This is a genomic window from Marinobacter denitrificans (genome assembly GCF_008795955.1).
Lineage (GTDB): Bacteria > Pseudomonadota > Gammaproteobacteria > Pseudomonadales > Oleiphilaceae > Marinobacter > Marinobacter denitrificans.
On the sequence record NZ_VMHN01000012.1, the window covers coordinates 15,221 to 37,152 of the forward strand.

A 21,932-nucleotide genomic window follows, 5' to 3' on the forward strand; every position below is an offset into this window, starting at 1 on the left:
TCACTGGCTACCAAGCCCGGCGGAAGGTCAGGTTGTAGCGGTAGATTCCGGTCAAAGGGTGGTCACTCGTTTTTAGCGTTAACACACCGTGGTAGCGCAGCCGCGCGGGGCCACCCCATACCACCACATCACCATGCGCAAGCGGCACTCGCTGCGGCCGCTCGCTGCGCAGCAGACCGCCGAACTGAAAGGTCGCCGGAACCCCCAGAGATACAGAGACAATGGGCTGATCAAAATCATCCTCGTCCTTGTCCTGGTGAAGCCCCATTTTTGCGCCCGGCGAATAGCGGTTGATCAGGCAGGAGTCCGGCTCAAAACCGGCATAGCCTGCCGTCTCGGCGGCGTCCACGGCCAGAGCGTTGAACACCTCTGGCATAGCTGGCCAAGGCTCCCCGGAAACCGGATCCTGAGGCTGATATCGATAACCCCGCCTGTCCGTTACCCAGCCCCAGTCACCACAACAGGTCATGGCGACGGACATGGTGTGGCCGCCAGGGGTTTGCATCTGCCGGAACGGCACCTGCTTCGCGACCCGTTCAATACCGTCCAGCAGTTCGGCGTCCGTGGCAACGGCGAATCGACGAAGCACAACGGCTCCCTCGCATAGCGCCTCGGCCCAGGGTGCTGGTGGCGCTTGCTCGAAAAGGTCCATGGTCATGACGTTATCACCCCCGTATACTTTGCCCAGTTTTTAACACTTGAAAAGGACACTGTCATGTTCGGCCTGTTTATCGGCGGCTTAATCGGTTATCTGTTTGGCCGTTTTCCAGGATTACTGATTGGTGCTGTTGCGGGGGCGCTGCTTACCCGTTATATCAAGAGCCGCCTGTTTCAGAAATTGCGCAACGTACAGACGGATTTTCTGGAGTCTGTGTTTGCTGTGATGGGCGCGCTGTGTAAAGCCGATGGCGTGGTCACCCGCGATGAAATCCAGGTTGCTGAGAGCCTGTTCGCGCGTTTCCGGCTTTCGGGCGAGCACCGGGAGCGTGCCAAGGCAGCCTTCAACCGCGGCAAGGCCGACGATTTTGATCTGGACGCAGAGCTGCAGCACTTCCTGCGAGTGAGCGGTCGCCAGCCCGCATTACTACAGATGTTCCTTCAGGTACAGGTATCCGCCGTGGCCGCCGATGGCGTGGTGCACCCCGCCGAACACGAGATGCTGTTGCGCATTGCCCGCGGCCTGGGGCTGCCTGAGGCCCAGGTGGACCAACTGGAAGCCATGCTACGTGGCGCGCACACAGGCAGAGCCGGCGCTTCAGGCCAGTCCTCCTCGGCCAGCCAGCTCGACGATGCCTACAAAGTGCTGGGCGTGTCGTCGGCGGCCAGTGATGCTGAGCTCAAGAAAGCCTATCGCAAACTGATGAGTGAAAATCACCCTGACAAACTGGCGGGCCGCGGCCTGCCGGAAAGCATGCGGGAAATGGCAGAAGAGCGAACCCGGGAAATCAGTCACGCCTACGATGTGATCAAAGAAGCCCGCAAGTAGCCTGGCGCCAAACAGTTGGGTCAGAGCCAGCGAGGCACTCGCCTGCGATACGCTTCGTAGGGGTCTCCGAAGAGATCGGCGAGCGCCTTTTCCTCCACTTTCGCCTGCCGTATCAGTACGGTAACGCCGGCAATAAGGCACACCAGAGAGAATATTGAAGGTAGCGCCAGGAAAAAGCCCAACTGGCCCAGCATGACAGACAGGAACACCGGGTTTCGGCTGCGGCTGAAGGGCCCCTCGGTGATCAAATGGCGACCCTGCTTGGGGTCCACGCCCGAACGCCACTCCTCATGCATGTATGCCTGCAGATAGTTGACCAGGCTAAATGAAAACAGCAGGAACACCATCCCCGTCACCAGTACCGGCCCGTAATACAGTGCATCCAACACACCCAGCCAGGGGTCGATATCCACGAAGATACGTGCCACAACGGCCGCCAGAATCAGTGCGCGAAACACATTAAAGATATGCCGGTGCCACCACCCGGCAGATGCCTGCCTGCCATAATGGATAAACGAATAGCCCATCCGTGCGTAAAGACCGAGGCTGCGACTGGTGAACTGCAGGCCGATCATCAGGAAGAAAATTCCGAGGAAATAACGCACCAATGGCTCGGCAAATGTGTCTAAACTATCCAGAAATACCATTAGATTCACTGTTTGCGGTGACTGTGCCTGGAAACAAGCTTATAGCCTGTCACGGCACGTGGAAACCGGATTCTTATCTTTCGTACCCGGTGATGCAATTTCCTGATATGACATATCGTCACGTTTAAACCTCGTATAGAGTAGACGCAGTTCCGGAATTGACATGGAGTATCCGCCTTGACCGCACAACAACGCCCGCAATCGATGCATACATTCAGTGATGACCTGCTCGGCAGCCACGATGCCACCTCGCTGGCAGCCCTGATTCGCCGTGGTGAAGTCTCTGCGGAAGAGGTACTCCAGGCAACTCTTGCCCGGGCCCGGAAAGCCGAATCCGGCATTCATGGCCTGGTGACGCCCATTCCAGATGACCGCGAACCTGATGCACGGGTAATCCCCCCAGCTCAGGCAGGTCCCGGTATTTTTTCCGGCATTCCCACGGTGGTTAAAGACAACACCGATGTAAAAGGCTTTCCCACTACCCACGGCACCGCTGCCATTCGCCCGCTACCGGCAACCCATACCAGCCCTTTCGCCCGGCAACTGCTGGCACAGGGGTTGGTTTGTATTGGCAAAAGTACCCTGCCCGAGTTCGGGTTCAATGCCACCACCGAGCCGGCCCACGCTGAGCCCACCCGCAACCCATGGAACCTGGAATACTCCACTGGCGCCTCCTCGGGTGGCTCAGCGGCGCTGGTGGCCGCCGGCGTTGTCCCCATCGCCCATGCAAACGATGGCGGTGGTTCCATTCGCATTCCCGCAGCCTGCTGCGGGCTGGTGGGGTTGAAGCCCACGAGGGGCCGCCTTGTCGATAATGACGCTGCAAAATCGCTACCCATCAATATCGTCAGCGACGGGGTGGTTACACGCAGCGTGAGGGACACGGCAAACTTTTATTCCGGGGCCGAGCATTATTTCCGCAACCCGAAACTGCCGCCTGTCGGGTGCGTGGAAGGGCCCTCCACACGCTCACTGAAGGTCGGACTGGTGATGGACTCCATTAACGGCCACCCCACAGACGCAACTACCCGGAAGGCGGTTGAAAGCACCGCGCGGGTTCTGGAAAAGCTGGGGCACACGATAGTGCCCATGGACGTTCCCGTAGCTTCATCCTTTCCGCAGGACTTTGCCCTCTACTGGGGAATGCTGGCATTTGGTGTGCGCTCGAACGGCAAGCGGTTGATTCATCCGAATTTTGATAAAACACGCCTGGATGGCCTGACGCTGGGGCTGGACAAGGCCTTCAGAAAGCAGTTCTACAAACTGCCGGCGACACTCTGGCGACTGCACCGGTCGTATCATGAATATGCGAAAACCATGGTAGCTTACGACGCGGTGCTCACCCCGGTTCTTGGCCACACCACACCGGAAATCGGTTACCTGTCCCCGGGGGTGGATTTTGATACCCTGTTTGACCGCCTGACCCGCTACGTAAGTTTTACCCCGCTGGCCAACGCCACTGGCGCCCCTGCGATCTCACTGCCAGCCACCCTGGACCAGCACAACCTGCCGGTTTCCATCCAGCTTATGGGCCGGCATGGCGGGGAGCGTACACTATTGGAACTGGCCTTTGCCCTGGAAGAAACCATGGAGTGGCCGGAAATTGCTCTCAACCACGGTCAGACGATGGCAGGCCTGGCATCCTGAACGGGCGGGGGCTCACTGACCACAACCTGATTCCGCCCCCGACCCTTGGCCTCGTAGAGCGCTTCATCCGCCCAGCAGAAAATGGCCTTGGTGGCGTCGGCCTCGTGAGGACAGACGGCACACACGCCAATGCTCACCGTCAGATGTAATACTTCCTCGGATACCCGGAATCCTGTCCTCTCAATCTCCTGACGGATCTTTTCTGCAACCCGCAAGGCACCCTCTTCCGGCGTATCCGGTAGAAGCACCACAAATTCCTCGCCGCCGTATCGGGCCGCCAGGTCTTCTGGGCGAGTCACGTACTGGCGGATACAGTTGGCAACCATCTGCAGGCAATCGTCCCCTACCAGGTGACCGTAGGTGTCGTTGAACTTCTTGAAATGGTCGATATCCAGCAGTAGCAGTGAGAGGGGCTGTCCAAAACGGTACGCCTTCACGACTGCAGAACTGAACGCCCGGTCAAAGTGGCCTCTGTTCTTGAGACCGGTAAGTGCATCGGTAGAGCTGAGCTCCCGCAACTGATCGTTGACGACCTCAAGATCCTGGGTACGCTCGTGCACTCTCTGCTCCAGCAGCGTGTTAGCCTCCCGCTGGATCCGAAGGGACTTTTCCTGCGCCAGGCGCGCTTTGCGTTCTTCCTGAAGCAACCGCTGTTGAGCTTCAAAGGAACGCTTTTTCTCCTTGTTGAGCCTGTCCGCCAGGGCCACCGACAACAGGATAACGCCGATGGCGGAGCCCACCTGGGTGGCATTTTCCGTCAACAGATTGCGGGGCAGCATGGTGAACTTGCTGAGAGCGAGGACTATTCCGCCAAACAGCATGAAAAACCAGGCAAGCGTGTAATACCGGGCGGCCAGATCTTTCTTTATCCAGCGCACAATGCTCAGCAGCAGCATCCCTGTACACCCCAGGAAGGCCACCACGATGGTTGGCAGAATCATCAGGCGGTAAGGCACCAGAATACCGGCAAGGGCCATCAGCCCGGCAACAACCATCAGAGATAGAGTCAGCCGGTTCATTATCGGATGGTTAGTGCGGGAAACGTTGATAAAACGGATGCTGAAGGCACCTCCGAAGAGGATCACCAGATTGAGAAATACGATGATTGCCTGATCATTCCAACGGGTCGCCTCTGGCCATAGATACTGGAAGCTGACGCCATGCAGACTCGCCAGAAACAGCGGCATGGCTGAAATATAGCCCACGTAGTAGAGGAAGCTACGCTCACCTACCGCAATATAGACGAACAGGTTGTAAAGGATCATTACCAGCACGATGCCGTAATAGAGACCCTCAAACATGCTGCGGGATTGCTCAGCCACGTAATAGTCGGCCTGATCCCAGAGCGTGAGCGGCACCTGCATGGAGCTGCTGGTATCGACACGTACGTAAACGGAGATGTTATCGCCGGATGACAGCGTCAGTGGAACAAGAAAATTACGGTGATCAACGAGGCGGTCGTGAAACGGCTGTTTATCACCCAGGATGTGTTGCTCGGTGAGTTCGCCATTATTAACCAGGTAGATTTCGACGTGGTCCAGTACCGGGTAGCCGATTTCGAGGAACAGGGGGTCGGAGGTCTCCCCCTGATTGCCGATGCGAACCCGGAACCAGTACACCTCGTCGCCGTACCCGAGGCTTACACTGTCTTTCCCGTTAGGCTGCCATTGATTTTCGCGGAGGTTCCGCACCGTTTCCAGGGTGGCGGGGCCGGAAGGTTCGGCCCAGTATTCAACAAACCGCGATAGCTCCATACGCCCGGATTGACTGTCCCACGTCGCCGGCTGGGCTGAAGCCCACCCCGGCCACACAGCAGCAAGAATCAACATTAGTTGTACGATGGCTTTGTTCAAGAGCGACTCCGGCGTAAAAAACCTGATTACAACCCCGTCGTTCCATTATGAACCAGAAACCGCAACTTCTTTGTACACACAATAAAATGACGCAATCAGACAACAAATCTTCACAAACCCCGTTTACCATGGAGCGTTGGACAGCGCCTGCAGCCAATGCCAATATAGAGCCGAGATGACATGGACGAGGCACCCGCCACTCACAACTGAAAGCCAGAGCCTATGAAGGATATGGATACCTTTGTGAACTTTCACAAGGCGCTGATGGAACTGAGTCACAGCCCGGCGTTTATCAACAGGGAGCGCCAACACAAACTCGCGGCACTGACAGCGCTGTGTGCAAAACAGCTGGAGGTTGCACGAGTCAGTGTCTGGCGGTTTCCGGAACAACGGGACCATATTGAATCGGAATGGCTGCATACGCCGGATGGGGCGACATCGCAGGCCGCCAGTTTCCACCAGACCGCTAACCCCGAGTATTTTTGTGCCCTGGAGAGCGAACGGGTGCTCTCTGTTCCCGATGCACAGAAAGATCCACGAACCAGTGCCTTTGCACCTGATTACCTCGTGCCCAGGGGCATTTGTTCCATACTGGACGCGCCCATTTTTGATGGCGCGCGGCTCAGCGGTGTGGTCTGCCTGGAATCGACAACTCACCGCCAGTGGACCCTCCCGGAAATATCATTCGTTATCGCCATCGCCGATACCATCAGTCTGATGAATACCCATGAAGACTGGCTCGACTCGAAACAGGCGCTGGAATATGCCACCCGCTATGACTCACTGACAGGGCTGCTGAACATCAAATCCCTGCGGGATCGAATCGGTTACCTGATCGATAAGCTCGAGCGCCGCGGGCTCGGCAGCCTGGCGCTGATATGGGTGGATGTGGACAGGCTGAAGACAATCAATGACGGGCTCGGGGCGCAAGTAGGCGACAATGTCATTGAAGAAATCGGCCAGCGGTTGAAACAGATCAACGTTCCCGGCAAGGATCTGCTCGCGCGGATTGGTGGTGATGAGTACGCCCTTATTATTCGCAACCGTACCCAGCCGGACACACTGGAACAGACTGCTGCAAAAATCCGGCACGAGGTCAGCAAACCCATCCGTCTGAACGGACATGCCCTCACGGTAGGGGTCAGCCTCGGCATCTGCCACCTGCCGGGAGACTGCGATAATACAGAAGAGCTGCTCCGCGGCGCGGAAGCGGCCATGTACAACGCCAAGCACCAGGGCCGGGGCCGGGCCTGCTTCTTTGATTCCAGTATCCAGGTGAGCGCACGCTCCCGCTTTGAGCTGGAAAATGACCTGCGGGTGGCCATAAAAGAACAGAAACTTGATGTGTTCTATCAGCCGATAACCGACGCCTCCGGGGCCAGTGTGGAATCTGTCGAGGCTCTGGTGCGCTGGCACCACCCTGACCGGGGTTGGTTGGCACCCATCGAGTTTCTCGACATTGCCAGAGGCGGGGGCCTGATGTATGCCCTTGGGGAATGTGTGCTGCGCCGGGTATGTGAGCAGTGGAGGTGGGCGAACAAACGTCAGATCACCCTGCCCGAGGTCTCGGTGAACCTGGCCCCGGAGCAAGTCCTGGTTGCGGAGCTGCCGGGCAGCATAAAGAGAATCTGCGCCGAACACGCTGTCCCCGTCAAGATGCTGCATTTCGAAGTGACCGAGGACGCTCTGCAGGGTGATCTCAGCACCATCTCGAGCCTTCTCGAGGAACTGGTTGATGCTGGCGCGCAACTGTCCATTGACGACTTCGGCACCGGGTACTCGTCGCTGTCGCGGCTCAAGGGCCTGCCATTTGCCCGCATCAAGATTGACCGCTCGTTCATCAGCGACCTTCCCGATGACGAGGATGACTGCGCCATCATTCTGTCTATTCTCGGGCTTGCGAGAGGCCTGGGGCTGTCCGTCGTGGCCGAAGGTGTGGAAACCGACGCCCACGAAAAATGGCTTCGCGGGCAGGGTTGTGACTACCTCCAGGGTTACCTGTACAGCAGACCATTATCCTTCGATCAGTTGATCGAACGTTTTTTCACCAGCCAGTAGGATAGCTGTTTCAGTTTACGCCCCGATTTGTCACCAAGCACCAGTAACGCCGGGGTGAGCAACAGGGTCAGTATGGTGGCAAACGCCAGCCCACCGGCGATGGCACTGGACAGCTGCGTCCACCACTGGGTTGAAGGGGCGCCAAAACCCAACGACGGCGAGACAAGGTCCACATTCACCGCCAGCACCATTGGCATCAATCCCAGAATGGTGGTGATTGCCGTCAATAGCACCGGGCGAAGACGCAGGCAGCCGGTTTCCAGCGCTGCCTCAAAGGCTTCCATCCCCTGTTTTCGCATCTGGTTGTAGGTATCAATAAGAATAATGTTGTTGTTCACCACAATACCCGCCAAAGCGATGATACCCATCCCCACCATCACGATGCCAAAGGACTGTCCATTCAGAAGAAGCCCGAGCAGAACCCCGGCCGTGGACAGCACAATAGCAGACAGAATCAACAGCGTCTGGTAGAGGGAGTTGAACTGGGTTACCAGAATCAGCAGCATCAGGGCAATGGCCACCATAAAGGCGGAGGCCAGGAAGTTGGACGCCTGCTCCTGGTCCTCGTTTTCACCGGCAAAGCGGACAGACACTCCTTCCGGGGTTTCGGGCATGTTTTCCTGCAGGGCTTTCAGCAACTCGTCTACCCTGCGCCCCGGCTTGACATCTGACTTGATAGTCACCGTTCGCTGACCATCTACCCGTACAATGGTCCCGGTCTTATCGCCCGGTTCCAGTTCCACAAATTCGGACAGGGGCACCTGGCCCCGGCCGGTATTGATTGTCTGGCGCTGGAACTGATCCAGTTCCCGCCAGTTGTTGGGTACCCGCACGGCAATGTCCACCTCGTCACGGACATCCTCCGGGCGGTACGTGGCCAGCACCAGGCCGTTGGTAATCAGTCGCACTGCGCTACCCACACTGAGCACATCGGAACCAAAGCGGGCGGCCGAGGCCCGGTCCACGTTCAGGCGCCACTCGATCCCCGGCAGGCTGCGGTCGTCCTCAATATCCACGAAGCCGTCGATGTTGGCCATACGCTGCTGAATCACGCCGACATAGTCGTCCAGTTTGTTGCTGTCCAGAGTGCTGACCATAAGCTCTATCGGCTTGCCGTCAGCCGGGCCGCCCTCCTGTTTACGAAACTCCAGCCGGATACCCGGAATGTCCGCCGTGCGCTCGCGGAACTCCTCCAGAATTTTTGTAGCGGAACGGCGCTCGAACCAGTCGATAAACTGGAACTGCAGTACACCAATGACATCCGGCGCCACCTGAGTGTCGGGGCTGACCATTGAACGGGCGTAAAGCGCCTTCACTTCCGGCAATCCCTGCAACCGCTGCTCAACTTCCCGTACGATGGCGTCCCGTTCTTCCACAGAGAGGTCGCCTCTTGCCCGCACCTGGACCTGCGCCGAGTCAGGTTCGACACTGGGAAAGAATTCCACACCGTAATTGAACTTGCCGTAGGCCACGTAGATCACCACAACCACTGCCAGCACACCCAGTAGGGTGAAGCCCGGTACCGCCAGCAGGCGACCCAGTAGCTTCCGGTACAAGGCGGTCATTCGCCCATCCGGTGGCGCCTGGCGCTTGCGCCGGCCGCCACTGATACTGCCGAGAACCGGCAAGAACACCAGCGCCATCGCCAGGGAGGCGCTAAGGCAGATAATGACGGTCAGGGGCAGGAATTTCATGAACTCCCCCACCACGCCCGGCCAGAACAGCAACGGAATAAAGACCGCCAGAGTGGTCGCGGTCGAGGCAATAATGGGCCAGGCCATTCGACTGGCAGCCTCTCCCCATGCCAACCGCACACTTTGTCCTTCGGAGAGGTTCCTGTCGGCCAGTTCGGACACCACAATTGCACCGTCCACCAGCATGCCCGCCACCAGGATCAGACTGAACAGGACAACAATGTTAAGCGTCAGGCCCATACCCCAGATCACCAGAATCCCGGTCAGAAAGGCTCCGGGTATAGTCAGGCCCACCAGCAGCGCGGAACGGGGGCCCATGGCGGCTATAATCAGGATAATCACCAGTACAATGGCGGTGAGCACGTTGTTGAGCAGGTCACTGAGGATGTCACGCACTTCAGTGGACTGATCCATGATGTAACGGACCTCCAGCTCATCCGGTAACTCTGGCCCCGCGGCCTCAATCAACTCCTTGACCTCGCCAACGGTCTCAATAATGTTGGCGCCGGTACGCTTGGAAATCTCCAGCACCAGCGCCGGCTCTCCGTTGATCCGGGCGTAACCGGTAGGGTCTTTGAACGTGCGCTGCAGCATGGCAACGTCGCCAAAAGTAACCACGGTGTCGCCGTCCACCTTGATGGGCATGGACATCACGTCCTCGACCGACTCGATCACACCCGGAACCTTCATGGCCATGCGACCGGCGCCGGTGTCCAGACTGCCGGCGGCTACCAGCTGATTATTACGGGTAACCAGCGAGGCCAACTGGTCAAAATCAATGCCGTAGCTTTCCAATACCTGGGGGTCGACGACGATTTCAAGCAAATCCTCCCGGTCGCCACCGATATCCACTTCCAGCACTTCCGGAATACCTTCGATGGCGTCCTGCAATCGCCGCGCAACGGTGACCAGCTCACGCTCGGATAACGGGCCGGACAGGCCAACCGACATCACTGGGAAGAGCGCCACATTGATCTCGTTTACCCTGGGCTCGTCCGCCTCCTGGGGAAGTTTGCTACGGGCGGTGTCTACTTTTTCCCGCACATCCTGGAGCGCCACATCCGGGTCGAACCCGGCGTCAAACTCCAGCATCACCGAGGCGTGGCCCTCGGAGGCTGTACCACGCATTTCCTTGATTCCTTCAAGGGAGCGCAGCTCCTGCTCCATGGGCCGGATAAGCAAGCGTTCGGCGTCTTCCGGGCTGATGCCTTCCAGCGTCATGGACACATAGATCATGGGAATGGTGACGTCCGGGTTGGCCTCCTTGGGAATGGCCTGGAACGCGGCGATCCCGCCCAGTATCAGGAACACCAGGGTTAAAAGCGTCGTACGACTGCGGTCAAGCGCTGCAAAGATAAGGGTTCGCATACCGGTCAGCCCCGGTCCGAATCACGGCTCACCGGGCGAACCTGCTGCCCGATGGACACGAACCCGGCGCCTCGGGTGATCAACTGGATTTCCTCCGGCAAACCGGTTACCCAGGCGCCTTCTGTTGTGACGTTGAGCAGTTTGACCGTGGTAAACACGACTTCATTGTTCTCGCCCACATAGCGGACACCAGGGCGGCCGTCCTCACCCAGGCTGAGGTAGGCGGGTGAAATAAACATGGCCCTGACCTCAGGCAGTAAAATACGCAGCGTGGCGCTACCGCCTGCCACTCGTTTGCGCTCAGGGTTTTCCACCGTCACTTCTACGGCAAAGCTACGGGTTTGCCGGTCAGCCGCACTGGCCACAAAGCTCACCTGGCCTTCCAGTGTTTCGCCGTCCAGGGTGCGGATCGTCACTTTCTGGCCATCCTTCACATTGCTAACGGACTGCTGGGGAATCTGGCCTGTTGCTTTCAGTCGGTCGATACGGACCAGTTCCAGCAAAGGCGATCCCACCTGAACCAGGTCACCCAGATCCACATCGCGACGGTTAACGGTGCCATCGAACGGCGCTCGCGGGGTCAGGTTGTCCATTGCCAGGCGCGCCTGCGCCAGCTCCGCCCGGGCTGCTGACAGTTCACTTTGCAGGGTCAGCACTTCAGATTCAGAGCTGAGATCACGGGCACGGAGCCGCCTGGCGGCCGAGAGGTCTGCCTCCAGCTTCCGCAGCCGGGCCTGCCACTGTTCCACGGCTGTGCCGCGACCATCCTCGGACAGCCGTAACAGAGCGTCCCCTTCAGCGATCCGGTCGCCCTGCTCCACCATCAACTCTTCCACGGTTCCGGCCACCCGGGCACCGATCGCCACCGACCGCCAGGGCTCAAGTTGCCCCTGCACCATCAGAGCCGGCTCATAGGGTCTGTCCCGCAGCATGTCGACCTGTACCGAAGGCACCCCTTTTTCCTGTTCAGGCGGCGCTTCCGGCGCTTCATCGCGAGCCTCCCTGACGTTGCCCGTTGCCATCCAGACAACCAGTAACGCCAGTACCAGAAAGGACAGGCCGATGGATCCCAGTTTTGCTTTTGTCATTGATTGCTCACAGGTGAAACAGATGATTTCAGTAAAGACTGCGATTGGTGCACGGAAAAACTGCCAGAAAACGGTTGCATCCAGTTATTTCTGTGGGGTAGATTCTACACATAAATTTTTTACAAATTCAGAGCAGATCCTGATTTTATGAATCTCAACTCAGTGATTGTCCTTGTGAAGCTAGTCCTGGTGGTCGTGGTACCGTCCGGGGGACTTTGCGTGGACAAGAGGGTGAGATAGCCAGAACCTGACAAGACACGAAAAGCCCCCGGCACCGAAAGGTCCCGGGGGCTTTTTTTGCAGCAAGAAAAAAGGGAAAAACGACCATGAACGGCGCACAGCACATTCTTGAAGCGTTCCACCGCCACGACATCAGCACGGTTTTCGGTTACCCGGGCGGCTGCATCATGCCGCTCTACGACGCGCTGGTGGACGATGTGGACGTGGAACATGTGCTGTGCCGCCACGAACAGGGCTGCGCCCTCGCCGCCGACGGCTATGCCCGGGCCAGCGGCAAGCTCGGCGTATGCATTGCCACCTCCGGCCCCGGTGCTACCAACCTGATTACCGGTGTTGCCAATGCTCACCGGGATTCCATCCCCATGCTGGTGATCACAGGCCAGGTACCGTCCGGCCTGATCGGCACCGACGCCTTCCAGGAAACCGACGTACTGGGCATGACCCTGGGTATCGTCAAACACAGCTACCTCATTGACGACGCGGACACCCTGCCGGTCATTATGGAAGAAGCGATGGAACTGGCCCAAAGCGGTCGACCGGGCCCGGTATGGATTGATATTCCCAAGGACCTTCTGCTCGCCGAGGTTGCCGCGGCGCCCCTGCCCGCCCCTGAGCCACGTGAAAACACCTGCCCGAACCTGACCCAGGCGCTGGCCATGCTGCGCACCGCTCGCAAGCCATTGCTCTACAGCGGGGGTGGTGTCAGCCTGGCCAAGGCCGAGGCCCCGTTCCGGATATTTGCCGAGTCCTCCGCATTGCCGGCAGTGGTAACCCTCAAGGGCATCGGCAACCCCGGCAAACACAACCCTTACAACCTCGGCATGCTGGGCATGCACGGTTCCCGCGCCGCCAACAGGGCGGTGGACGAATGTGATCTGTTACTGGTCATTGGTGCCCGTCTGGACGACCGCGCCACCGGCAAACTCGACGGCTTCGCTCCCAATGCGAAAATGATTCATATCGATGCCGACGCGGCCGAGATCAACAAACTTCGCCCGGCTGACCTGTCCATCCGCGGGGATCTGAATGACATCCTGGCGGCGCTGACCGATGCCTTGGAAAACACACCACTGGCCATCGGAGACTGGCAGAAGCAGTGCCGCACCTGGTACACCACTGGTGGCTTCCAGGCTGCGGACAATGAAGAACCCCTGGCTCCCATCACCGGCCCGGCGTTTATCCGCCAACTGTCCCGGATAGCCCCGGATGACACCGTCATTGCCTGCGATGTAGGCCAGCACCAGATGTGGGTCGCCCAGCACTACGAATTCGACCACCCGCGCCACCATCTCACCAGCGGCGGCCTGGGCACCATGGGATTCGGTTTGCCTGCCGCCATCGGCGCTCAGTTCGCCGACCGTAACAGTACCGTCATCAACGTAACCGGCGACGGCTCGTTCATGATGAACGCCCAGGAACTGGCCACCATCCGCCGCTACAACCTGCCGGTAAAACTCATCGTCATGGATAACCAGTGCCTGGGCATGGTGCGCCAGCAGCAGGAGCTGTTCTACAACAACCGGGAAAGCCAGATAAATCTGGACGACAACCCGGATTTCGTTGCCATGGCGCGCGCCTTCGACATTCCGGCGTTATACATCGAACGCACCGACCAGATCCGCCGCGGCATCGAAACCATTCTGGCTTTCAACGGCCCGATGCTGCTGCACGTGGCCATTAGCCGCGAGGAAAACGTCTGGCCCATCGTCAAACCCGGCGCCAGCAACCGCGAGATGATCGACGAAACCCGACGCACCAGCACCGCCAACAAGGAGCAAGTAGCATGACCCCGCAAACGGATAGCCCAATGCCCAGCTACACCCTGAACTGCCGCATGTCCCGGGAAGCCGCCGCCCTGGAGCGCCTGTGCCAGGTGGTCCGCATCCGCGGTTTCCGCATAGCCACCATGGCGGTCGAATCCGCCGGAGACCATCTCGATATCGCCCTGACCCTGGAAGGCACCCGCCCGATCACCATGCTCCAGTCGCAACTGGAAAAACTGCATACGGTCGCAGAGGTTGCCCTTGGTCAGGGTTCTAGTGTTCGGGTTCAGTCGGCCTGATACGTTCGGAGTTGCCTGCCTTTTGTAGCCTGCCGGTTCGGGGGCGGGCTTGCGGGGTGGCATCTGTATTTTTTTTGAAAAAGAACTCGCTTTGCTCAGACATCTTTTTCTGGCAAAAAATCCAGATACCACCCCGCGCCGAGCTGACCACGGCGGGATCGCAAAGAAAAGAAAATACGAATGGAAAGGCTGGCCTGGGGTTGTCGGGAATTCCGTGAACGTGAATACCTACTCGACCTGAGTATCCCTGTACTGCACGTCGATAGGGGGGTGGGGGTATTTTTTCTGGCAAGGAAAAAGATGTCTGAGCGAAGCGAGTTCTTTTTCCAGAAGAAAAAATACTCCCACCCCCCGTATCCGCCCGCAAAACCTCAGGCTACGAACAAGCAGGCAACTCCCAGACTAAACGAGATCACCAGGCCTTATAGGGCAGGAACTTGCCATTCATGGTGACCACTACGCGGTCGCCCTTGGGGTTCTCCTCCTTCTCGATGTCCATCGTGAAATCGATCGCACTCATGATGCCGTCGCCGAATTTTTCGTGGATCAGCGCTTTCATGGTGTCGCCGTACACGCCGACCACCTCGTAAAGACGATAGATCAGCGGGTCCTGGGGAACGCCGCCGTCCCAGGATTTCTTCGGGAATTCCTGCAGGGCAAAGGCTACGTCCTTGTCGAGGCCAAGAGTCTCACAGAGGGCGAAGGCCTTGTCTTCGGAGAAGCTGTTCATACCGAAACACACTGAGGTAGTAAACACCGGCGACATGCCGATGGACTCGGCGATGGCTTCCCAGGTCATGCCTTTGCTGACTTTGGCTTCCAGGATTCTTGCGGTCATCAATTCTTTGTTCATCATGATCCTCTCCTCTTATGACAAGCCCACTCTCACCAAAATGGACCAATGTCAGTGCTTGTTGCACCTTTCTGGCGCACAAATACTCCCCAGTGCCTTCTGGCTACCGGCAATTACAAACATTGGTCATAGGAGCAGGGTTCATGCCATGTTTCAGGCGGAATTGGGGGCGATCCCTAGCTGGGTCAGGGCATAGGTCAGTACAATCCAGAGCACCATCACCAGGGGCAGGTAACGGCCCACCAGGTAAATCCGCCATTCCCACCAGCGGCTCTCTGTGCCCAGCACGGTACGAATTTTCTGTGGCGGTATGAACCAGCAGAACAGGGCCGCCCCCAGCACCCCAGAGAAGATGATGACATTGCCGCCGGCAACCCGGTCAACCACGTCGAGCACAGGTTCACCGGCGATGGTCCATTCCATCGGGGTAAAGCTGAGCGCAGAGGCGGTGCCCAGTACCAGCATCACAACGGTGACAATGGATACAGCGGCGGTATTGCTCAGCCGGAATTCCTCCCCCACGGCCGCGATCATGACTTTCAGCCCCGCCAGGCTCGAGCTGAAAGCAGCCGCGAAGAACAGACCGAAAAACAGAATGCCCACCCAGTAACCGCCGGCCATATCCTCGAATACCCGGGGCAAGGTCACAAACGCCAGTTGGCTGCCTTCGGTAGGCTCCAGCCCGAAGCTGAACACGAACGGGAAGATCATCCACCCTGCCAGCAAGGCAACACTGGTCTCGGTGCCGGCAACCACCATGCAGGCCCTGGGAACGTGGGTCTGGCGAGGAATAAAGCTGCCATAGGTAACCAGGTAGCCCTGCCCGATCGCCAGGGTGTAGAAGGCCTGCCCGAAGGCGAACGCCCAAAGCTTGCCATCGGCCATGCGGGTCCAGTCTACCTGGAAGAAGAAATCCTTCGTCTGTTCCCACCCGGGCGTTGAGCTGGCAAAGATAACCAGCCCCACGATGACCACAAGCAGTACCGGCATGAGGATCTTTGACATCAGCTCAATGGCTTTGACATCCCTCGCCAGAACAAGGGCCGCCAACAGAGTAACGGCAATGAAATACCACAGGGAATTGAACCCCCCCGCGAACCCGTCAAACACCCGCAGATCGTCACGTACCGCATCCACGGCGTAGCCCAGGGTCCACCCCGTGATCACCAGGTAATAGCTGGTGATTGCCATGGTGATCAGCACCACAAACCAGCCGTAGAAAGCGCCGAACCGGTTCACCTGGCGGAAGGTCTGCACGGCACTGCCTTTCGATAACCGGCCAGCGGACACCTCCAGAACCATAATGGGGAGCACCACGAGGATAAGTGCGATCAGATAGGCAACGACAAATGCCCCGCCGCCGTTCTCCCCCACCATGTAAGGGAAGCGCCACAGATTCCCCAGACCGACTGCGGCTGCGGCCATGGAGGCAACAAAGGCCGGCTCGGAACTCCACTGTTTTCGGGATTCTTCAATGAATTCGTGCTTTCTGGTCATTCCGGATGCGCGCTGGTCAGAATATGTGTAAGCCCTCCGCAGTCTATCATCGGGTCTTCACAGTTTATGACGATGTCAGACCTGTTCAGCACGTAGCTCTTGCCGGTGATAGTATTCTCGACCACCTGGTGGGAACCCTCCTGACGCATACCCGTGAACTCACCAATAAAGCCGGTCTCCCTCAGGGAAACAGTTTCCAGCCGGTCGCCGGGGCTGATGATCCCCTCGTAGTGCATCAGTGCAAGGCGTGCCGAGGTTCCGGTCCCCGTGGTGCTGCGGCAGATCACGCCGGGATGTACATAGGTTGCCGAACGGGAACGGTAGGAGTGGTCAGACAACTGCTCCACCGGCCCCATGAAATGGAGAAAAGGCAAGGGTCCCACATCGCCGAGCGTATAATGGGAAAATCCCCGCTCTGCCTGGATCGCTTCGGTAATGTGATAGGCGCACTCGCTAAGCCTGCGCTCTTCGGACAGAGTCAGGGAAAAGCCCAGACTGGTGGCGTCCACCAGCGCGTAAAACCCGCCACTGTAGGCAACCGTGTAGGTAACGTTGCCGATGGAAGGAACGTGAATGGTCTCCCTGTATGTATCAATATAGCTGGGGAGACCCTCACAGGTGATGGCTTCAACTACATTGTCCCGCACCAGGGCGTCAATATGGACAAGCCCTGCCGGTGCTTCCAGTGCGAAGCTCTGCCAGCCCTCCCGCTTTGGCACAATACCGGTCTCCAGAACGGCTGTGGCGGTGCAGATAGTGTTGGAACCGGAGTATATCGGATACCCCATCACCTCCATGATGATGTAGCCGGCAACAGCCTCAGGGTCGCTCGGTGCCACCAGCAGATCGACAGACATTTCGGGAATACCGTGGGGCTCGTGCAGAAGCAGCCTGCGCAGGCCGTCTGCCTCGTCCCTCAGGTATTCCATCTGGGCACGCACTGTTGCTCCCGGAAGCTGCATGATTCCGCCCGTCACGATCCGGCTCACATCGCCGCCTGCGTGGGTATCCATCAGTTGCAGGTTAAGCTCAGGGTGCATCATTTCTTCTCCAGGGCAAAAGGGGCGCCGTGTTCGGCCCACTGGGCGTCCGGAACAATCACAATTTTGCCAAGGTAATTACTGTTACGGTTGACGAAGTAGCGTTCTGCCTCGCGCAAATCCGAGAGCTTGAAGGCAGCGTGCAGCACCGGCTTTAACTGGCCGCTGCGGATCCACGCAACCAATTGTGCGGCTTCTTCCCGGGTGCCGTGTGAAACGCCGAAAATCTGTACCTGGTACAGGTAGATCCGGGTCCACATGATTTCGCTGAGGTTGCCCGCACTGGCCCCCGCTATGCTGAGGCGGGGATAGTCACCGCGGCTGTTCATGTCGAAAATCATGGTGTCGATGAATTTGTCGGTCATCTCACCACCGGCCAGATCCATCACCGCGTCAATAGGCCGCCCGCCGGTAACGGCGCGAACCTTATCCGTGAAGCTGCTCATATCCGAGCGATCCAGTACTGCAGCGGCGCCGAGTTTCACCAGTGCTTCTGCTTTGTCCTGTTGGCTCAGGGCATAGGGAATGGCGCCCATGACACGGCACAGCTGGATAAGTGCAGTGCCGACACCACCGCTGGCGCCGGTGACCAGTATATGTTCACCCGCCTTTACCCTGGCAGAGGTCAGCATGTGCAACGCAGTCTGATAGGAGCACATACCCATCGATGCGAGTTCGGCATCGGCCAGGTCAGTTTTTTCCACGTGATGGAACTGATCAGACGGCACTGCGATGTATTCGGCGAACCCACCATCGGCGCCGTGGCCGTAATAGTCCGGAGTGAGGTTGAGATCCGGACGGTCATCCGCATACAGGTTGAAATCCAGCAAACCGCGCTGGCCTATCCGTGACTCATCCACACCCTCCCCCACAGCGACGACATGGCCCACAACGTCTGCGCCCTGGATTCTTGGGAAGGTCAGGGTTGGCGAGCCGCCCATCTGGAAAGACGTGACTTCGCCTTTATCCTTGGTCGGGTACAGGCCCTCACGGGCCTTGCGGTCGGTGTTGTTCTTGGCCGTAGCGGTTACCTGAACCAGTACTTCGCCCCGCTTCGGGCTGGGGGTAGGTACACCTTCCGTGTATTCCAGTTTTTCAATGCCACCGTGGCCGGTGAGCAGCATGGCTTTCATGGTCTTGGGGATCATGGGCGTTCTGCTCCTGTTTTGCTGGGTGTTAAGTCAGGATAGCACTAGCGCGCGATGATCTTGTAGATCGGACGCAGCTTCGGGATCTGTTTGAGGACAACCTGAATGACAGTCATCAGGGGCACGGCCAACAGCACACCCACCGGGCCCCATAGCCAGCCCCAGAAGAAGATGGATACGAAGATAATGACGGGGTTGATGGCCATGCGGAAACCGTGGATCCAGGGTTCAATAAAGAAGCCAACCATGGAAGTGAGAGCCAGGTAGCCAACCGGTGCAATAGCCATCATCCAGAAGGTGTCCAGACTGGTGGCCGATACCACCGCGAGGAGGCTTATGGTGAGAATCACACCGAGATAGGGAATGAAACGCGCCAGGCCGGCTACCAGGCCCCAGACCACGGGGTCAGGCAGACCGACACCCCAGCATATGAAACCGGTTATGGTGCCGACGAGCATGTTACTGAGGCTCAGCACGCCCAGGTATTGGGCGATCTCCTGCTGGGAGTCGCGGGCGATGTGGAGGACGTTCCGTCGCTGCCTCCTGGGTAGCTGGCGCACAAAGTTCTGGATGATGCGGTCGCCCCCTACCAGCAGGAAATAAGTCAGCGCCAATGCCAGGGCCAGGCCGGCGACGCCGTTGCGGGCTTTGGTCATTAACTGGTTGCGCCAGGAGTCTGTTTGCAGCACTACGGTCTTGGTAGAGCTTTGGTCACCCTCTTCTTCCCCAAGCTCCTCCATTGACTCTTCCACTTTCTTGGCGGATTCGTTGACCTTGTCGATCTGGGTTTTCAGGCCGCTCTCTCCCACCACTAAACGGGAAATGCCCTCCGGCGCCTTTTGTGCCCACTCAAGCGCAGGCGTGGCAACCGCAAAGCCAACACCAACGAGCCCTGCAAGCACCATAAGAACCAGTACCAGAGCACTGATCACCCGTGGAATACCGACTTTTTCATAGGCTTTCCTGACCAGCGGAAACAGCAAAAGGCTGGCCAGTATCGCCAGCACGATCGGCAGAATAATCTGATGGGCCAGATAGAGGGTATAGAGGATACCCAGTGCAAACAGGCCGTTAAGTGGTGTCGCAAGGTCGGACCGGACCGTTTTCTCCGTGTCCGGTTCGCCGTTCTGTTGGGTGTTCTGGTTCTCGTCGTCCATGCAGATCAGAATGCCTTTGCTGTCTGGGTTGGTTTGAAATAGCCCTTTCGGGCCAGAGCCCGGTCATCGGTGCCCTACGACTTTTGTTGTAGCACATAACCCGATACTCTGTCTGAAACAGTCCCTAAAGAGTGCAGTTATGGCTACCTACACCATTGAAATTGATGAAACCTTTGATGTGCCACGGGACAAGGTCTTTGCCCTGTTTGCCGACCATGAACGCTTTGGTAAATTGGTGGGCGCACCGGTAAAGCGAATCCGCGACAGCGATCAGGCCGACCCCAACGGCGTCGGGTCTATCCGCAAGATCGGGATTGGTCCCATCGGGCTCAAGGAAACGGTGATTACCTTTGAGCCGGGCACCCTGATCGAATACACCATTTCCAGCATAAGCCCCATCCGCAATCATCTCGGCAGGATCCGCTTCGAAGACGCCGCCGATGGCAGAACCCGCGTTCAGTACACCATTTCCTTCGACGACATCGTACCCTACACAGGCAAACTGGTGAGTTCAGCACTGGACCAGGGTATTCGTAAGGGAATCCGGCGCGTTCCCAGGCTCGCCTGAACGCAGTTGCAAAACATTACTTGATGGATATCAGTTTATTGACCTGACGCAATAGGTCGCATTAACCAATTTTGTACCCTCCCGGAAAATTTGCAGTACCCGGCCACCCAGGCCAGGTAACCAGCCTACCGGGAGACAAGCATGGCAGCGGAACCCATCGTTCTGTTTGATAACGGGCAACACAAATGCCTGATGTTCGATTCACTGGTAACCGGCGAGGGCGTGCAGTCCAACCAGTTCCTTATCGTTGATGGCAAGCACGAAGCCCTGATCGACCCCGGTGGAGATCTCACTTACACCCCACTGTCGGTTGCTGCGTCGCGATACATGAATATCCGCGAACTGGACTATGTGTTTGCGTCCCATCAGGACCCGGATATTATCGGCGCGATCGACCGATGGATCGTTCACACCAGTGCTAAAATCGTCACCTCCCGCCTCTGGGCCCGCTTCCTCCCGCATCTGGTGTCCGGCTACGTGACCGGTCAGCTTAGCGGAAGTGTTTATGACCGCATCGTCAGCGTGCCGGACGGCGGTATTAACGTGCCTTTCGGCGAGTCCTGTATCCAGTGTCTGCCCGCCCACTTCATGCACTCGGTGGGCAACCTGCAGTTCTATGACCCGGTTTCGAAAATCCTGTTCTCAGGGGATCTCGGGGCCTCCATCGGTGGGGAGGACGACCACAAGCCGGTGTCAGACTTCGACAGACACATCCCCCACATGATCGGTTTCCACCGGCGTTACATTGCCTCACGAAAGGTGTGTGAGTTATGGGCCAATATGGTACGGCAGATGGAGGTCAGCGCTATTGTGCCGCAGCACGGCAAACGCTTTGAAGGCCCGGCAATGGTGGATCAGTTCCTGAACTGGGTATCCAGCGTTGACTGCGGCATTGACCTGGTCAACCAGGAAAATTACCGCCAGCCGGTGGACTATCTTTCAGCGTAGCTGACTAACGGACGCCGCCGGCACGATCCTGCTGTCCCGGTACCGGTTGCTGTGGGCCGCGGCCCGTTCCGGTTGCCGGGTTCCTGTTCACACCGACTCCCGGGCCAGGCGCACTGGCAGGGCCCTGAGGTGCGCCACTCGGCTGCCCCCGAATCTGGCGGCTACGGGGATCATCACCAGAAGAGGAGGGCAAACCTTCAATGCTCTCGGGGTTCATGCCCTGGGCCCGGGCACGGTCTGCCATTTTCAGGCGCTGCTCGTCCAGAATGGCCTTGCGTTCTTCCTGACTGCCGGCGGAGCGTATACGCTCCTGTAACTGCTCCTGTTCTTCCGGCGTCATAAGCCCGGAGCCTGCCATGGGCTGACGACCCTGGCCACGCATCTGATTCTGTCCCTGGTTCTGGTTCTGCATCTGGGCCTGCCCTTGCGCCTGCCCGGCGCTCGGGCCCTGCATCTGACCCTGCTGGGGAGAAGATTGCTGTGCTGCGACCATGCCCGGCAGGGCCAGTAGCAGGGTGAGATTCATGAATAGAACTGCTGAACGTCTCATCATTCCGCTCCCGGTCCGTAAATCGCCG

Annotated in this window: 18 protein-coding genes; 7 read left to right on the forward strand and 11 right to left on the reverse strand. The window is 58.2% G+C overall.

Annotation, left to right across the window (positions count from 1 at the left end):
* Nucleotides 1–7: 7 nt before the first annotated feature.
* Entirely contained in the window at nt 8–658 is a 651-nt protein-coding gene (gene alkB, locus FO268_RS20905; protein WP_150995148.1) for a DNA oxidative demethylase AlkB, read from the reverse strand.
* A 57-nt stretch (nt 659–715) separates the two neighbouring features.
* Here alkB and djlA point away from each other — a divergent pair, with 57 nt between their 5' ends.
* Complete coding sequence (gene djlA, locus FO268_RS20910; RefSeq protein WP_150995149.1) at nt 716–1,486, forward strand: co-chaperone DjlA; 771 nt, start codon at nt 716–718, stop codon at nt 1,484–1,486.
* 20 nt (nt 1,487–1,506) lie between these two features.
* On the opposite strand, the gene FO268_RS20915 is transcribed toward djlA, so the two are convergent.
* On the reverse strand, nt 1,507–2,133 hold the full coding sequence (locus FO268_RS20915; protein ID WP_150995150.1) for a methyltransferase family protein: 627 nt from the start codon (nt 2,131–2,133) through the stop codon (nt 1,507–1,509).
* A 177-nt stretch (nt 2,134–2,310) separates the two neighbouring features.
* On the opposite strand from FO268_RS20915, the gene FO268_RS20920 reads away from it, so the two are divergent.
* Nucleotides 2,311–3,780 carry an amidase gene (locus FO268_RS20920; RefSeq protein ID WP_227716591.1) on the forward strand — a complete coding sequence of 490 codons (1,470 nt, stop codon included), beginning with the start codon at nt 2,311–2,313 and terminating at the stop codon, nt 3,778–3,780.
* Here the strand turns inward: FO268_RS20920 and FO268_RS20925 are convergent.
* Nucleotides 3,753–5,633: a sensor domain-containing diguanylate cyclase gene (locus tag FO268_RS20925; protein WP_225316950.1), complete on the reverse strand. Its 1,881-nt coding sequence runs from the start codon at nt 5,631–5,633 to the stop codon at nt 3,753–3,755. The genes FO268_RS20920 and FO268_RS20925 overlap by 28 nt on opposite strands.
* A gap of 243 nt (nt 5,634–5,876) precedes the next feature.
* Here FO268_RS20925 and FO268_RS20930 point away from each other — a divergent pair, with 243 nt between their 5' ends.
* Nucleotides 5,877–7,691, forward strand: a complete 1,815-nt coding sequence (locus FO268_RS20930) for a putative bifunctional diguanylate cyclase/phosphodiesterase (RefSeq protein WP_225316951.1) — start codon at nt 5,877–5,879, stop codon at nt 7,689–7,691.
* Here the strand turns inward: FO268_RS20930 and FO268_RS20935 are convergent.
* Entirely contained in the window at nt 7,658–10,753 is a 3,096-nt protein-coding gene (locus FO268_RS20935) for an efflux RND transporter permease subunit (protein ID WP_150995152.1), read from the reverse strand. The genes FO268_RS20930 and FO268_RS20935 overlap by 34 nt on opposite strands.
* 5 nt (nt 10,754–10,758) lie before the next feature.
* Entirely contained in the window at nt 10,759–11,841 is a 1,083-nt protein-coding gene (locus FO268_RS20940) for an efflux RND transporter periplasmic adaptor subunit (RefSeq protein WP_150995153.1), read from the reverse strand.
* A gap of 326 nt (nt 11,842–12,167) precedes the next feature.
* Here FO268_RS20940 and ilvG point away from each other — a divergent pair, with 326 nt between their 5' ends.
* A complete protein-coding gene (gene ilvG / locus FO268_RS20945) occupies nt 12,168–13,868 on the forward strand; it encodes an acetolactate synthase 2 catalytic subunit (RefSeq protein WP_150995154.1) in 1,701 nt (566 codons plus the stop codon).
* Nucleotides 13,865–14,143: an ACT domain-containing protein gene (locus tag FO268_RS20950; protein ID WP_150995155.1), complete on the forward strand. Its 279-nt coding sequence runs from the start codon at nt 13,865–13,867 to the stop codon at nt 14,141–14,143. The genes ilvG and FO268_RS20950 overlap by 4 nt, the downstream gene beginning before the upstream one ends.
* Before the next feature lie 412 nt (nt 14,144–14,555).
* Here the strand turns inward: FO268_RS20950 and cynS are convergent, their stop codons facing one another.
* The 5 genes from cynS to FO268_RS20975 form a co-directional block, all read right to left on the reverse strand.
* Nucleotides 14,556–14,999 carry a cyanase gene (gene cynS / locus FO268_RS20955; RefSeq protein WP_150995156.1) on the reverse strand — a complete coding sequence of 148 codons (444 nt, stop codon included), beginning with the start codon at nt 14,997–14,999 and terminating at the stop codon, nt 14,556–14,558.
* 150 nt (nt 15,000–15,149) lie between these two features.
* Nucleotides 15,150–16,493, reverse strand: a complete 1,344-nt coding sequence (locus tag FO268_RS20960; protein WP_150995157.1) for a sodium-dependent transporter — start codon at nt 16,491–16,493, stop codon at nt 15,150–15,152.
* The gene (locus FO268_RS20965; protein ID WP_150995238.1) at nt 16,490–17,533 is read right to left on the reverse strand and encodes a proline racemase family protein; all 1,044 of its coding nucleotides are present in this window, start codon (nt 17,531–17,533) and stop codon (nt 16,490–16,492) included. Before FO268_RS20965 ends, FO268_RS20960 begins: the two co-directional genes overlap by 4 nt.
* On the reverse strand, nt 17,533–18,681 hold the full coding sequence (locus FO268_RS20970) for a zinc-binding dehydrogenase (RefSeq protein ID WP_150995158.1): 1,149 nt from the start codon (nt 18,679–18,681) through the stop codon (nt 17,533–17,535). The genes FO268_RS20965 and FO268_RS20970 overlap by 1 nt, the downstream gene beginning before the upstream one ends.
* A 44-nt stretch (nt 18,682–18,725) precedes the next feature.
* Nucleotides 18,726–19,838, reverse strand: coding sequence for an AI-2E family transporter (locus FO268_RS20975; RefSeq protein WP_150995159.1), 1,113 nt, complete (start codon nt 19,836–19,838; stop codon nt 18,726–18,728).
* Between the two features lie 139 nt (nt 19,839–19,977).
* On the opposite strand from FO268_RS20975, the gene FO268_RS20980 reads away from it, so the two are divergent.
* Nucleotides 19,978–20,406 carry an SRPBCC family protein gene (locus tag FO268_RS20980; protein WP_150995160.1) on the forward strand — a complete coding sequence of 143 codons (429 nt, stop codon included), beginning with the start codon at nt 19,978–19,980 and terminating at the stop codon, nt 20,404–20,406.
* A gap of 141 nt (nt 20,407–20,547) precedes the next feature.
* The gene (locus FO268_RS20985) at nt 20,548–21,354 is read left to right on the forward strand and encodes an oxygen-binding di-iron domain-containing protein (RefSeq protein WP_150995161.1); all 807 of its coding nucleotides are present in this window, start codon (nt 20,548–20,550) and stop codon (nt 21,352–21,354) included.
* A gap of 4 nt (nt 21,355–21,358) precedes the next feature.
* Here FO268_RS20985 and FO268_RS20990 read toward each other — a convergent pair whose 3' ends face one another.
* Nucleotides 21,359–21,907 carry a hypothetical protein gene (locus tag FO268_RS20990; protein WP_202336730.1) on the reverse strand — a complete coding sequence of 183 codons (549 nt, stop codon included), beginning with the start codon at nt 21,905–21,907 and terminating at the stop codon, nt 21,359–21,361.
* Nucleotides 21,908–21,932: the final 25 nt, after the last annotated feature.